At 71.4% G+C, this 13,856-nt stretch carries 14 protein-coding genes; 8 read left to right on the forward strand and 6 right to left on the reverse strand.

Annotation, left to right across the window (positions count from 1 at the left end):
* Window positions 1–20 precede the first annotated feature (20 nt).
* Complete coding sequence (locus ACWEN3_RS00580) at window positions 21–1,199, forward strand: PP2C family protein-serine/threonine phosphatase (protein ID WP_452963855.1); 1,179 nt, start codon at window positions 21–23, stop codon at window positions 1,197–1,199.
* Window positions 1,200–1,209: 10 nt separating this feature from the next.
* Here ACWEN3_RS00580 and ACWEN3_RS00585 read toward each other — a convergent pair whose 3' ends face one another.
* A complete protein-coding gene (locus tag ACWEN3_RS00585; RefSeq protein WP_452963857.1) occupies window positions 1,210–1,701 on the reverse strand; it encodes a MarR family winged helix-turn-helix transcriptional regulator in 492 nt (163 codons plus the stop codon).
* A gap of 183 nt (window positions 1,702–1,884) precedes the next feature.
* Window positions 1,885–3,093 (reverse strand): phospholipase D-like domain-containing protein, encoded by a 1,209-nt coding sequence (locus ACWEN3_RS00590; protein WP_452963859.1) that lies wholly within the window; start codon window positions 3,091–3,093, stop codon window positions 1,885–1,887.
* A gap of 207 nt (window positions 3,094–3,300) precedes the next feature.
* On the opposite strand from ACWEN3_RS00590, the gene ACWEN3_RS00595 reads away from it, so the two are divergent.
* Window positions 3,301–3,846 (forward strand): ATP-binding protein, encoded by a 546-nt coding sequence (locus ACWEN3_RS00595; RefSeq protein WP_452963861.1) that lies wholly within the window; start codon window positions 3,301–3,303, stop codon window positions 3,844–3,846.
* Here the strand turns inward: ACWEN3_RS00595 and ACWEN3_RS00600 are convergent.
* Together ACWEN3_RS00600 and ACWEN3_RS00605 are read right to left on the reverse strand one after the other, a co-directional pair.
* Window positions 3,827–4,258, reverse strand: a complete 432-nt coding sequence (locus ACWEN3_RS00600) for a response regulator (RefSeq protein WP_452963862.1) — start codon at window positions 4,256–4,258, stop codon at window positions 3,827–3,829. The two genes, ACWEN3_RS00595 and ACWEN3_RS00600, sit on opposite strands and share 20 nt — an antisense overlap.
* Window positions 4,259–4,261: 3 nt before the next feature.
* Window positions 4,262–4,624 (reverse strand): hypothetical protein, encoded by a 363-nt coding sequence (locus tag ACWEN3_RS00605; RefSeq protein ID WP_452963864.1) that lies wholly within the window; start codon window positions 4,622–4,624, stop codon window positions 4,262–4,264.
* Between the two features lie 106 nt (window positions 4,625–4,730).
* On the opposite strand from ACWEN3_RS00605, the gene ACWEN3_RS00610 reads away from it, so the two are divergent.
* Window positions 4,731–6,314, forward strand: coding sequence for a sensor histidine kinase (locus ACWEN3_RS00610; RefSeq protein WP_452963866.1), 1,584 nt, complete (start codon window positions 4,731–4,733; stop codon window positions 6,312–6,314).
* Window positions 6,311–7,492 carry a PP2C family protein-serine/threonine phosphatase gene (locus tag ACWEN3_RS00615; RefSeq protein ID WP_452963868.1) on the forward strand — a complete coding sequence of 394 codons (1,182 nt, stop codon included), beginning with the start codon at window positions 6,311–6,313 and terminating at the stop codon, window positions 7,490–7,492. Before ACWEN3_RS00610 ends, ACWEN3_RS00615 begins: the two co-directional genes overlap by 4 nt.
* Window positions 7,493–7,585: 93 nt before the next feature.
* Here the strand turns inward: ACWEN3_RS00615 and ACWEN3_RS00620 are convergent, their stop codons facing one another.
* Window positions 7,586–8,539, reverse strand: coding sequence for a MerR family transcriptional regulator (locus tag ACWEN3_RS00620; protein ID WP_452963870.1), 954 nt, complete (start codon window positions 8,537–8,539; stop codon window positions 7,586–7,588).
* 402 nt (window positions 8,540–8,941) lie between these two features.
* On the opposite strand from ACWEN3_RS00620, the gene ACWEN3_RS00625 reads away from it, so the two are divergent.
* Window positions 8,942–11,614 (forward strand): WD40/YVTN/BNR-like repeat-containing protein, encoded by a 2,673-nt coding sequence (locus ACWEN3_RS00625; protein WP_452963872.1) that lies wholly within the window; start codon window positions 8,942–8,944, stop codon window positions 11,612–11,614.
* 81 nt (window positions 11,615–11,695) lie between these two features.
* Here ACWEN3_RS00625 and ACWEN3_RS00630 read toward each other — a convergent pair whose 3' ends face one another.
* Entirely contained in the window at window positions 11,696–12,259 is a 564-nt protein-coding gene (locus ACWEN3_RS00630; RefSeq protein WP_452963874.1) for a hypothetical protein, read from the reverse strand.
* A gap of 301 nt (window positions 12,260–12,560) precedes the next feature.
* Here ACWEN3_RS00630 and ACWEN3_RS00635 point away from each other — a divergent pair, with 301 nt between their 5' ends.
* From ACWEN3_RS00635 to ACWEN3_RS00645, 3 genes are all read left to right on the forward strand, one after another.
* A complete protein-coding gene (locus ACWEN3_RS00635) occupies window positions 12,561–12,962 on the forward strand; it encodes a sortase-dependent protein (RefSeq protein ID WP_452963876.1) in 402 nt (133 codons plus the stop codon).
* Window positions 12,959–13,579 (forward strand): class F sortase, encoded by a 621-nt coding sequence (locus ACWEN3_RS00640; protein ID WP_452963878.1) that lies wholly within the window; start codon window positions 12,959–12,961, stop codon window positions 13,577–13,579. The genes ACWEN3_RS00635 and ACWEN3_RS00640 overlap by 4 nt, the downstream gene beginning before the upstream one ends.
* 120 nt (window positions 13,580–13,699) lie before the next feature.
* The coding region (locus ACWEN3_RS00645; RefSeq protein WP_452963882.1) for an RNA polymerase sigma factor at window positions 13,700–13,856 on the forward strand (157 nt) is incomplete at its 3' end.

Below are 13,856 nucleotides of genomic sequence, written 5' to 3' on the forward strand. Positions count from 1 at the left end.
AAGCCGAGAGGGCCGATGCCGTGAACGCCTCTGAACCGCTCCCTTCGGTGGAAGCGCAACTGCGCGGGGCCCCGCCCCACGCCCTGGTCGCCACGGCGCGCCGCGTCCTCGCCGAACGCCTCGGAGCCGAGGAGGTGACCCTCCTCCTCGCCGACTACGGACTGACCGTCCTGCAGCCGGTGTCCAACCTCCCTCTCACGGGCGACCCCGTCCCCGCCCGTGAGGGCCCGGCCGGCAGCGCCTTCGTACAGCAGAGCCCGGTGATCGAGGTCCTCCACGAGCCGGCCGGGCACCTGGTGCACCTCCCCATCACCGTGCGCGGAGACCGCCTGGGAGTCCTCTCCGTACGCCTGCCCGCAGGGGCCGCGGACCCGGACACCGTGCTCCAGCTGAGTGACTTCGCCACCGCGCTCGGTCACGAGGTCTCCACCGCCGACCGCGACACCGACCTGTACCTCCAGGCCCGCCGCACCCGCCGCCTCACCCTCGCCGCCGAGATGCAGTGGCAACTCCTCCCCGGCCGGGGCACCCTGCGCGACGAGTACGTCATCGGCGCGCACCTGGAGCCGGCCTACGACATCGGGGGCGACAACTTCGACTGGTCCGCCACGGCCGACCACCTCACCCTCACCGTCACCGACGGCATGGGGAAGGGCATCGAAGCAGCCCTCCTCACCAGCCTCACCGTGGGAGCCCTGCGCAATGCCCGGCGGGCCGGCCTCGCCCTGGCCGATCAGGCCTCGCTCGCCGATCAGGCCGTCTACGCCCAGTACGGCGGCAAGGCGTACGTTTCGACGCTGCTGCTGCGGTTCGACCTGGCCACCGGCGCGGTGGACGCGGTCGACGCGGGTTCGCCCCAGCTGTTCCGTCTGCGGTCCGGCCACGCCGAGCGAATCGAGCTGGAAGCGCAGCTTCCGCTCGGCATGTTCGAGGAGACCGACTACGTGGAGCAGAGCTTCCAGGTCGAACCGGGCGACCGGATCATCGCGGTGAGCACCGGCGTGCACGGCGCCCGCTCCGCCGCAGGCGATCTCTTCGGCGAGGCCGCCCTGCGCCAGATCCTCAGCGCCACCCGGCCCGGACCGCCGCACGAGGTGGCCCGCGCCGTCGTCTCCGGGCTGATCGAGCACTTCGGCAGCAGCGACCTCGTCTCCGACGCCGCCGTGGTCTGTCTCGACTGGCGCGGCCGCCAGGGCTGACGCGCCCCTGTCAGTCGACGCCGTCCCGGCCGTCGTCCTGAGCGGTCGCGAAGCCCCGGAGCCCTCGACTCAGAGCCGCCCGCTCCGCGGGCTTCATGGCCGCGAGTACGGCGGCCAGCGCCTGCGACCTGCGCGAGGCCACCTCGCCCAGCACCTGCCGGCCGTGCCCCGTGAGGTGGAGCTGCACCTCACGGCGCTTTTGCGGGTGCAGCACGCGTTCCAGCAGGCCGGCCGCCTCCAGCCGGTCGCACAGCCGGCTGGCGGTCGGCAGCCCGATGTCCATGCCCGAGGCCAGGCCGGTGAGATTGAGCCCTGGCTCCGACTCCAGGATGCGCAGGGCCCGCAACTGGTGCGGCGACAGGCGCAGGCTCGCCCCCTGGGCCGCGACCGACCACAGGTCGACCAGACTGTCCACAGCTCCGGCGACCGTCGACGCGAGGGACGCGGGGTCGTCGCCCGGGTCACTTGCCCGGCCGTCTCCGGAGCCACTGAGGCCAGTCACGAACGCATCGCTTTCAGTAATCGCCCGTCCATACGGTTACCACCTTCATTCAAACGCGGTACCCGATGAGCCGCCGGGCAAGCACCCCCGGCCGGGCGACTCCCGCACGCACAGGCGAGGGCGGCCGCGCCTGCCATGGTAGGAACCCTGGACAGGGGAAGCCCGTATTTCCCGCGCCTGCCGTCAAAGGAAGCGTCGGATCGGGGTGACGGCCACCTCCCTGGCGCGCTGGAGCAGCGCGCGTCGTCTCCAGCGGGCGAGGTCGATGTCCGCGCTGCGCCGCAGGTCCGCCTCGTAGTCGCGGTCGAGCGACGCGGTGAACCCCTCGTCCAGGACGGCGAGCATGACCTCCTCGTCGTGGTCCATCGAGCGCCGGTTGAAGTTGCTGGATCCGATGAGGGCGGCGACCGAGTCCACGGTGATGATCTTGGCGTGCATCATGGTCGGCTGGTACTCGCGGATGCTCACGCCCGCTTCCAGCAGACGCGTGTAGTGATGCCGGCCGGCCAGCCGGCAGGCGCGCTGGTCGGTGTGGGGGCCGGGCAGCAGGATCTCCACGCGCACGCCCCGGCGGGCGGTCCGGCACAGCAGGTCGATGAAGAAGGTGTCCGGGGCGAAGTACGCGGTGGCGAGGCGGAATCGCTCCTCGGCGGAGGTGAGCATGACCCTGATGAGTGTCTGCATGTCCTGCCAGCCGATGCTCGCGGAGCCGCGCACGACCTGGACCACCGACGAACCCGCCTGCGGGTGCTCGACGAACCGGTCGCGGTCGTCGAAGAGTTCGTCGTGGCACTCGGCCCAGTTCTGCGCGAACGCGGCCGCGACACCGTCCACCGCCGGCCCGCGCACCCGGACGTGCGTGTCACGCCACTCGCGGGGACCGCGGGCGTCACCGCACCACTCCTCCGCGATGCCGACGCCGCCCGTGAAGGCGGTCTGCTCGTCGATGATGAGCGCCTTGCGGTGACAGCGGTGGTTCTGCTTGAACGGCGACAGGCGGACGGGTTTGCGGAACCACGCCACTTCCACGCCCGCCGCATCCATGAGGTCCAGCAGCTCCTGCTCGATCTCCTTGGCGCCGAAGCCGTCGAGCAGCAGCCGCACCCGCACGCCCGCCCGGGCGCGGTCGGCGAGGGCGGCGGCGAAGTCGTGGGCGATCCGACCGCGCCAGTACACGAACGTCATCATGTCGATCGTGTGCTCGGCCGAGCGGATCGCCCCGAGCATCGCGGGGAAGATCTCGTCGCCGTTGCGCAGGGGCACCAGCTCGTTGCCTTCGGTCGCGGCCACGCCGATCAGCCGTTCCAGGCGCCGCCGCAGGCGTTGTCCGCGGGCGGCCAGGTCCGGTCCGACGCTCCGGTCGGGCGCTGCCGGTATGCCGTCGAGAATCATGCCCCGTCTCCCCGTCGTCAGCGGTGTGCGTGCGTGCACCAGCACGGCTGCCCCCGTTCGACCTCGGCAGACCTGGGGGATCCTGGACTTCCCCGTCGGAGAACCGCCCGCGCGTGGTAGTGGTTGAGCACCCGGAGAGCCCTGTCACAGATACATGCACGGGTCTGACAGCCGCCCGGGTACGGGGGTTCGGCGGACGAGGTGGGCATGGCAGAGGGCATGGATCAGGAGCGCGAGGGGAAGCGCCGCGGCGGACCGGACGGCGGCGGGTCGATGACGACGACGCTGTCCGGCGGCGAAGGCTGCATAGCCGAAGCACGCCACCTGGCCGCCGCCTTTCTCGCGGAGATCGCGTCCGGACGTGGGCGCGCCGTTCCCGCCCGGCGGGTGGATCTCATCCAACTGGTGGTCAGCGAGCTTGTCACCAACGCCTGCAAGTACGCGCCCGGTCCTGTTCTGCTGGGGCTTCGCCTGACCGGGGAGGTGATCGAGGTGCAGGTGTGGGACAGCGATCCCGTTCTGCCCACCGTACGGGCGGCGAATCCCCGGCGGGTGGGTCAGCACGGGCTGGAGATCGTGAGAGCCGTCGCCGTCGGTCTCAGCGCGCGACGGGAGGGCACCGGCAAGCGCGTCACCGCGACGCTCCCCCTGGACGAGGACGCGGAGACGGCGGTGTCCCGCCCCGCCGTCTCGTCGGGGAGGCCGGAAGGGCGGGACAGCTCGGCGGCCGCGCCTACTCCTTGGGGGGCTTGACCGCGATGTCGAGGTAGAAGGTGTCGATGCTGCGGACGGCCGCCTCGAAGTCCACCAGGTTCACCGGTTTGGTGACGTAGGCGTTGGCGTGGTGGCGGTAGGCGCCACTGACGTCGTCGGGCGCGGCGGATGTGGTCAGCACGACGACCGGGATGGTCCGCAGTTCGGCGTCCTCCTTGACCACGGCGAGGAACTCCCGCCCGTTCATGCGCGGCATGTTGAGGTCGAGCACGATGAGGTCGGGACGCTCGTTGTCCGGGTCGCGCAGGTATTCCAGGGCTTCTATGCCGTCGGAGACCTGGGTGAGGTTACGGGTACCGCGCTCGGCGAGGGCGTCCTGGATGAGCATGGCGTCGGCGACGTCGTCTTCGACCAGCAGGACGTCGTAAGGGCGGGTTGCGGCGGCAGCCATGGGTCACGAGCTCCGGGGTTCGGGAGAGGTCGGGGAGGGTGTGTGGTTGGTGATCAGGCCTGGCCAGCGGCGGCGGGCCCCCTGACGGCTCATGCCCATGGCCCGGCCGATCTCGGGGTATCCGGCCCCGCTCGCGGCCGCGGCGTGGGCCGCCTGGTCCTCCAGGTGCCGCACGGCCTGTCTGACGCCGCTGAGGATACGCAGCCGGACGAGCGCACGTCGCCGGGCGCCGCCGACGGCGTCCGCCGGCCCCGAGGGCGGGAGGGCGCGGTCCTCGGCGAGTTGCCGGGCGATCTCGTCCACCACCCGAGTCACCAGCGCGGCCTCCTCCCCGGGCAAGGGCGGAGTGGAGGCCGGTCCGGGCATGGCATCACCCTACGGCGTCGATCACGCGTGGGACAACATGTGTTGTCGGTGCGTGGGTACAGTGTGCTTGCCCTATGACAACAGCGGCCCACTCGTCGAGGAAACCATGCAGACCGCGATAAAGACGGAGCCCGCCGCCACGGGTGGTGCGTTCTCCGGCTGGACCACCCGGCGCTGGCTGCGGGTGGGGGTCGCCGCCGCCCTGGCCGTCCTGGCCGTACTCGGGTCGCTGGGCGGCTGGGCCATGTGGCGCACGTCGCAGATCACGTCGGAGCTGGTGGACCGGCGCTCGCCCGCCCTCATCCAGGCCATGCGGGTCGAGGAGGCCCTGGTCAACCAGGAGACGGGGATCCGTGGATACGGGTTGTCGGGCCGTTCGGACTTCCTGCAGCCGTACGCGCAGGGCGTGACCGACGAGCAGGCCGCCCTGCGGCGGCTGCGGCCACTGGTCGAGGGCGACGCCCGGGCCGGCGCCGACCTGGCCGAGGTCGAGAGGCTGGCCGGCACCTGGCAGGAGCGCGTCGCCCGCCCCGTCTCGGCCGCCTCCTCCCCGGAGGCGATGAGGATCGCCACACAGCGCGCCACGGAGGGCAAGTCCACGTTCGACGCCCTGCGGAGCACGATGGCACGGCAGCAGGACCATCTGCAGAGCGAGCGGACGGCGTCCACGCGTGAGCTGAGGCAGGCGGTGACACTGCGGAACTGGATGTTCGCGTTCATCGCCTTCGTCATCGTCCTCGTGGCCGCCCTCGTCTTCGAGGGGCTGCGCCGTGGCGTCACCGGCCCGCTCACCCGGCTCGGCGCGGCCGCCCGCGAGGTCGCACAGGGCGGGTTCGACCGCTCGCTCGCCGGTACCGGCCCCGCCGACCTGCGGCAGCTGGCCTCGGACGTGGAGTCGATGCGCCGGCGGCTGGTGGAGGAGCTCCAGTTCGCCGAGGCGGCCCGCCGCCTGCTGGACGAGCAGGCGGACGAGCTGAAGCGGTCGAACACCGAACTGGAGCAGTTCGCCTACGTCGCCTCGCACGACCTGCAGGAGCCCCTGCGCAAGGTGTCCAGCTTCACCCAGCTCCTGCAGCGGCGCTACGGCGGGCAGTTGGACGAGAAGGCGGACCAGTACATCGCGTTCGCCGTCGACGGCGCCAACCGTATGCAGACCCTGATCAACGACCTGCTGGCCTTCTCCCGGGTCGGCCGGATCCACAACGACCACCAGACCGTGGACCTCGAAGAGGCGTTGAGCCGGACCCTGGACGCGCTCAGCGTGGCCGTGGAGGAGAGCGACGCCGAGATCACCCATGACCCGTTGCCGACGGTCGTCGGGGACAGCACCCAACTGGGCATCCTGTGGCAGAACCTGCTGTCCAACGCGATCAAGTTCCGCAGCCCCGACCGGCCGCCGCGCATCCACATCGGCGCCGTGTCCCACGAGGGCGTGTGGGAGTTCTCGGTCACCGACGACGGCATCGGCATCGCGCCGGAGTTCCACGAGAAGGTCTTCGTCCTCTTCCAGCGGCTGCACACCAAGGACGCCTATCCCGGCACGGGAATCGGCCTCGCGATGTGCAAGAAGGTGATCGAGTTCCACGGCGGCACGATCAGGATCGACTCCGGCTACAAGCTGGGCACCCGTGTCCTCTTCACCCTCCCCGGGCCCGCGCCCACCGCCCCGGAAGGAGAGGCGCGGTCGTGACCGAACAAGCCACGGTGCGCGCGGAACGGTTCCGCATCCTCCTGGTGGAGGACGACGACGGAGACGCCCTGCTGGTCGAGGAACTCCTCCACGACACCGACATGCCGCACGTGCTCTCGCGCTGCCGTACGGCTGCCGAAGCGCGTACGACGCTCGCGTCGGACCCCGTCGACTGCGTCCTGCTCGACCTGCACCTGCCCGACGCGTCCGGGGTGGAGACCGTCCAGGCCGTCCAGGGCGACACCCATGCCGCCATCATCGTCCTGACCGGACTCGACGAACCCCGCGCGGGAGTCGACGCCCTCGCCGCCGGCGCCCAGGACTACCTCATCAAGGGCAAGGTCGAACCCGACCTGATGCAGCGCGCCGTCCGCTACGCCGTCCAGCGAAAGCAGGCCGAACGCGCCAACGCGGCCCTCCAGATCGGGCGCCTGCGCGCCGCGGAGAACGCCCGCCTGGAACGCGGTCTGCTGCCCGAACCCCTCCTGTCACCCGGCGCCGTCACCGCCTCCAGCCGGTACTACCCCGGCCGGGCGCAGGCGCTGCTGGGGGGCGACTTCCTCGACGTCGTCCAGACCGACGACGGCCAGGTCCACGCCATCATCGGAGACGTCAGCGGACACGGGGCCGACGCCGCCGCCCTCGGCGTCTGCCTGCGGATAGCCTGGCGCGCCCTGACCCTCGGCGGCCATCGCGACCAGCATCTGCTCCACCTCCTCGAACAGATCCACATCGCCGAACGCACGGGCAGCGATCTGTTCACCACCTGCACCCTCATCACCCTCGATCCGGGCGCGCGCACCCTCACCCTGCACCTGGCCGGCCACCACGAACCCCTCCTCGTGACCCCTGACGGCACCCGGGAGGTCACCGCCGCGCACGGAGTCGCCCTGGGCATCGCACCCGGCCTCGGCAAGTGGGCCGCCACCACCCTCGCACTGCCCGCCCGCGGCGCGCTCATCGCCTACACCGACGGCCTCATCGAGGGCTTCGCGGACAGCACGGGCGCCCGGCTCGGAGTGGACGGCCTGCTCCGTATCCTCGACGACATCCAGGCGCCCGACCCCGGCACCCACCTCGACCGCCTCATAGCCGGCACCCGCACCCTCAACGCCGACCGCCACACGGACGACCTCGCGGTTCTCCGTCTGGACTGGAGAGACCTACCGGGCGCATGAGGCCGGGCTTGAGGATTTCTTGTACTGCAAGGAGAAGGGCGAGTTCTGAATGCCGGCTGCTCAGCATTCAGGAATCATTCGCGGTGGACCCCTTCAACCGTCGTTCACACTGATGACGGTCCGGGCGCGCAGGGCCTGGACGGCCCAGTCCAGGACGGGGGCGAGGCTCTCCGGGGCGGGCCAGTCGTTGATCACTGCGAGCAGCCGCAGGTACCGCTCCCGGCGAGGATCGTTCGCCGTCTCCAGCCTGGAGATGAGCCTACGGCGAAGCTCGACGTCGTCGGGGGCGCCGACGACGTTCGCGTAGTGGGCCGTCAGTGCCGCGACGACCGGGTCGGCCCCGGGCGCGGTCGGGGTGATGCCGGCTCCGAGGACCGGGGCGGTCCGGTCGCGGACGGTCGCAATGAGGTCGCGGCCCAGCCCGCCGGCTCTGCTCCGGGCCTGCTCGGACGCCTGGTCCTCTGCGATGTGCCGCATGAGGGCACGGAAGCCGGAGTCCTGAGAGAGCTCAGCCAGCTCCACCCACGCCTCCACCTGCTCCGCCCGGGGGTCGATGGGCAGCTCGGGGATCATGGAGCGCCCGATCGCCGCGAAGACCGGGGCGTTGTGCACACCACCGAAGGCGGCAGCGAGAAAGTCTCCGATCAGGTGGCGGCGTTCGTCTTCGGAGAGCTTGGCGAGCTTGTGCATGAGATCCAACTCCTCAGGGCTGGAACCGCGCTTGGCCACCGCCGTCAGCACCGCGCGCCGCAGGCGCAGGGTGCGCATCTGGACCGCCAGCGCGTCGGCGTGCGTCGCGGCGACCTCGGGAAGCGAGAGCTCACGGTCCAGGACCTTCCGAATGGTCGAAAGGTCCAGTCCCAGGTCGCGGAGGGTCCGTACGAGGTCAAGGCGCGCGGCGGCGTCGATGTCGTAGAGGCGGAAGCCGGCCGGGTTGCGGTCGGTCGGCGCCACGATCCCGCGATCGGAGTAGAAGCGGATGGTCTTGACCGTCAGTCCGGTTCGCCGGGCCAGGTCGCCGATCGAGTAGAGCGTTGCGCCGTCCATGCGTCCACCTTGGCATCTCCCCTTGGTGGAGACTCAAGCCCAACGAGGACCGCGACGCGAGACGCACACGGATCGCCCATCACGATTATTGACGTGTCCTTGACCGCTTGCTCCAACTCCGGTCACAGGACGCCCGGCTGGGCTCGCCAGGCGGACCCGTCGCCGCGGTCACGGTCGCACCGCGCGCGACAGGAGCCCCGGAAGCCCGGCCGCACCGGCTCGTGCGGTGAGCCGGGGCCGGCGCGAAGTGGGTTGTGGCGAAAGCGACTTCAGGTTCATGTGAGGGGCAAGGTAAACACCCCGCCATTTTTCCTGTGAGCCCTTTGTGTGGCTGATGTGGTCACGCCAAGATCCCCTCTGTGCCGGGACACCCCCATATGCCCGGTGCAGGGAGGAGAGGGCATGTTGCCCCCGAAGCACCAGCGACGGTTCATCACCTGCACCGTCGTGGCGGCCGCGTTCGGACTGGTGAGCACCCAGTCGTTCGCGTCGTCGAACGACGCAAGACCCCGCCCCTGGCAGGCGCGCCACCAGGCCGCCATGGGCCGGCAGCACGTCAAGGCGGTGCACGCGGGCCACGGAAGGTCGGCGTTCGCCGCAGAGGGCGATGACGACGGAGCCGACGAGGCGGAGAACTCCGCCGAGGCCACGGCCCAGTTCACCGAGGCCCGCACCGCGCCCGGCGTGGTAGCGCCCGGCGCCTACGGGGCGGCCTGGCAGCAGTTGCAGTCGATGAGGCACACGAGCGGCGGCTGGGACCACGTCACCAAGAAGGCGTACAACGCCGACGACCCCCGCTACCGCGATGTGAACTCCAACTCCAGCGGCGGCGCGGGCGACGTCACGGGCCGGATCACCGGCATCGCCGCCGACGACCAGGGCTATGTGTACGCGGGCGGCGCCAACGGCGGAGTCTTCCGCTCCACCACCGGCGGCGGACACTGGAAGCCGATCTCCGACAGGCTCCCGTCCCTGTCGACGGGCACCCTCGCCCTGGACGGCCACAAGCGGCTCTGGTACGCCACCGGCGAGTCCAACACCGGGGCGACGTCCTTCGTGGGCACGGGCGTGTACGTCCTGAAGGACCCGCGCCACGGGCAGTTCCAGCCCGGCGACCGCGTCGGCGGGGCCGAACTGGAGTCCACCGTCATCCACGCCCTGCGCTTCGCCGGTACCAAGGTGTGGGCGGCCACCAGCACCGGAGTCTGGTCGCACTCCACGACCACCCTGTCCGGGCCCTGGAAGCACGAGTTCGCCCCCAACCCGGACTATCTGCCGGGTGGTTCGAAGGCGGACGACCCGAGCGCGCCGTACAAGAACATCGCCAACGACATCGCCGTCGACCCCAAGGACCCGAACAAGGTCCTGCTCGCGGTCGGCTGGCGCGGCGGCGACACCTACAACGGCCTGTACACCAAGCAGGACGACGGTAGCTGGAAGCCGGTCAGCGGGCTCGGTGACCTGCCCACCGGCAGCGAAGACGTCGGTAACATGACCTTCGCCGCCGCGGCCGACGGTTCGCGCCTGTACGCCATCGACCAGTCCCCGGCGCAGACGGCCGCCAACCCGGACAGCGGGCTCAAGGGCGTGTACATCTCCAAGAACGGCTCGCCGTTCGGCCCGTGGACGCTGATCGCGGACTACACCAAGCTGAAGGCGTCCGGATCCGCCCTGCAGACCGCGGGGTACATGCCCGGCATCCAGTCCTGGTACAACCAGTTCCTCCAGGTCGACCCGGCCGACCCCGACCACGTCTACCTCGGTCTGGAAGAGGTCTTCGAGACCAAGAACGGCGGCTCGACCTGGACCACCCCGGGCCCGTACTGGAACTTCCCCTTCCCCTGCTGGAGCATCGACCCGGCCAAGCAGTCCGGCGACTGCTCACCCACCACCCACTCCGACCAGCACGCGGTCGCGTTCGGCAGCCACCAGGGCAAGAGCTGGGCGTACGTCGGCAACGACGGCGGCATCTACCGGCGCCCGCTGAACGGCGCGGTCGACTCCGGCGGCCACGCCAAGGACTGGCAGTCCCTCAACGACGGCAGCCTCGACGCCCTTCAGTACTACTCGGTGGGCGTCGGCAAAGACCTGACCAACGGCGGCGTCTCGGTCACCGGCGGACTGCAGGACAACGGCCAGTCGATCCTGCGCGGCCACGACAAGGTCATGGGCTCCGACTTCGGCGGCGACGGCGGCGACACCATCACCGACCCCGCCAACGGCTGCGACATCGCCCAGGAATACGTCTACCTCGACATGTGGGTCACCCAGAACTGCGGTGTCAACAACGGATCCTGGACGACCGACCCGTCGAAGGCCACCGAGTACGAGGTCGCCCCGCCGGACAAGGACCAGGGCGGCAATGGCGCCCGCTTCATCGCCCCGATCACCGCCGACGCCAAGAACACCGACACCTGGATCGCGGGCGGCCGGCATGTGTGGGTGAACACCAAGGGCTACGCGATCCGCTCCGGCAAGGAGTGGGCGAACGCCTACGACCTCGGTGAGGGCCACACGGCCACGGCCGTCGCGTCCTCCGGCGGCACGGTCTACGTCGGCTGGTGCGGCCCCTGCAACAACCAGGGCTTCACCCGCGGCATCGCGGTCGGCAACGCCGACGGCACCGGCTGGCACCAGCTGAACCTCCCGGTCGACGGCACCGTCCCGAACCGCTACGTCTCGGGCTTCGAGATCGACCCGGCCGACGCGCAGCACGTGTACGTCGCGATCAACGGCTTCTCCCGCCGGTTCACCGAGGGCCCGGGCGCCGGCGTCGGCCACGTCTTCGAGTCCAAGGACGGCGGAGCGAGCTGGACTGACATCTCCGCCAACCTGCCCGACGTGCCCGCCGACACGGTCAAGCTCCTGCCGAACGGCGGTCTCGCCCTCGGCACCGACCTGGCCACCTTCTACCGGCCCGCCGGCGCCACGAAGTGGCTGGTCCTGGGCCACAACCTGCCCACCACGGCAGTGATGCAGCTGCGTCTCGGCCCCGACGGCAAGCTGTACGCCGCCACGCACGGGCGCGGCATCCGGTCCTTCGACGTACGGCGCCTCAAGGGCCGCAAGGACTGATCGCCACCGTAAGGCCCGTCATACGACGACGGCCGGTGCGAACCCCGCTCCCGGGGCGCACCGGCCGTCCGGCGTTCGGGTTCACTGCACCGGATACGCCGCCACACTCAGCCGAAGGGTGAAGAGCGGCGCGCTCTCGGGACCCCAGGTCACGGTCACCGCGCCGATGCGCGCGGCACGCAAGGTGACCCGGGCGGCGCCCTTGGCGTCGGTGGCGGAGGAGGTCACCAGCGCCAGCATCGGGTTGCTGCTGCGCGGCCGTGGCCAGGGGCCATGGGCGCGTGGCTCCAGGACGACGGTCACCGTCGTACCGGATCGCACGCACAGGGCGTGGACGGAGGCGTCGCCGGGGTTGTGGACGACGGTGGCGGAGCCCGCGACGCACCCCGGGGACACGGAGGCCGTCCCGTGAGCGGACGGGGTCGGTGTCGACGGCGACGACGCCGACTCTGTCGCGGAGGGCGAGCCGGGGGTTCCCTGCGGCGGGGTGGCGGTGGGTGGACTCGTGGCAGGACGCGGCGGTGCGGAGTCCGCCTCCGAGCCGCCGCCGCTGCCCCCGCAGGCGGTCAGGAGACAGGAGAGGGTGACCAGGGCGGCCGCGAGCGAGGGCCGTCCTCGACCCCGTCTGCGGTCCTCCGTCATCATGACCACTCCTTCGAGCCGCCGGACGTCACTGCGACGTCCGCGGTCGCCGTTCGGTTCCCGCCGCGTCCGGGCGGAAACGCCAAGGGTCGCTCGTGCTCGACGTGCCGCCGGCTTGTGAAGGCCGGCCTGCAGCCGGCATGCGCCTGCCCCGGGAGCTGACCGCGCGCCACAGCCCGTGCCCCGCACGCGCGACTTTGCCGATCCTTTACAACCTGTGCCGATCCTGTCTCGTCTCTCCGCTCGATCCATCACGCAGCCTGCCCGGCCACCCGCCGGGCCGGCCGACGAAAGAGAGCGATTCATGCGCCGAACAGTCCTCAGCGCCACGGCAGCCGCCTGCGTCGCCGTGCTGGCGAGCACGGTGCCCGCGTTCGCGCACGGCGGGAGCGCGTCCCCGACCCCCCGTCCCTCCGCCACCTCCGTACCGTCGCCCCGGCCGAGCGCCCCGGCCAGCGCGGAGCCGAGCGCGGTCCCCACCCGGGCGCCGAGCCGGGCGGCCACCCCCGTGCCGACCGTCGCGCCGAGCGAGGGACGCGGCCAGGTCGGCGTCGTACCGAGTGGCGCTCCCGACACCGGCGTGACCACCGCCTCCAACGGCTCCGGCTCGGACGGCACGCTGATCGGCGGCAGTGCCGCCGGAGCCCTCGCGGTGGGCGGCGCGGCGGTCTTCCTCGTGCGCCGCCGACGGGCGACCGGGGCATGACCCACCTCTCCAGGCGCGCGTTCGTCACCGCGGCGTCGGCCTCGCTGCTCGTGAGCTGCGCCGGTCACGGCGGCGACGGGGCATCCGCCACCCGCCCCAGCGGCACGCCCGTGACCGCCCGGCCCTCCACGGACCCGGTGAACGCGCCGCGCACGCTGGGCCGTTCGGTCCCGGCGCGGCTGCGGATCCCCGAGATCGGCGTCGACACCCCGGTCATGCGACTCGGACTGGCGCCGGACGGCAGCGTGCAGGTGCCCCCGATCACCGCGCACGACCAGGCGGGCTGGTACCAGAACTCCCCGACGCCGGGCCGGACGGGTCCGTCGGTGATCCTCGGCCATGTCACGGTCGGCGCCTACGGGGACGGCGTCTTCCGCCACCTCGACCGGCTGCGCCGGGGCGACGGGATCACGGTGCGCCTGGAGAACGGCAGATCGGCCGAGTTCACCGTCACCTCCGTACGGACCGTCGCCAAGGCCGACTTTCCGACGAAGGCGGTCTACGGCGACGTCGACCGGCCCGAGTTGCGGCTCATCACGTGCGGCGGACCCCGTACCGGCGACGGCTATCTCGACAACGTGATCGTCTTCGCCGCGTTGAGCACCGCGAGCCACTGAACGGTCGCCGCCCGCCCCGATCCCGGGCCGATGGAACGTACGCCGTCGGTCCGGGGTCTTTCCAGCGGGCGCCCCGTGCCCCCGGGCGCGAAGAGTGCCCCCATCCCCCCATGGAGAGCGTTGAAACGGTCCCGTGAGAAGGCGGCAGCAGAGCTGTTCGCCGCTCTCTACCCGCGCCTGGCCGGCTGGTGCCGCCGTCTGGTCGACGACGACGAGACCGCCCACGAGATCGCCTCGGAGGCGTTCACCCGCCTCTGGGCCCGCTGGACGTCCGTGT

It is taken from the genome of Streptomyces sp. NPDC004561 (genome assembly GCF_053602155.1).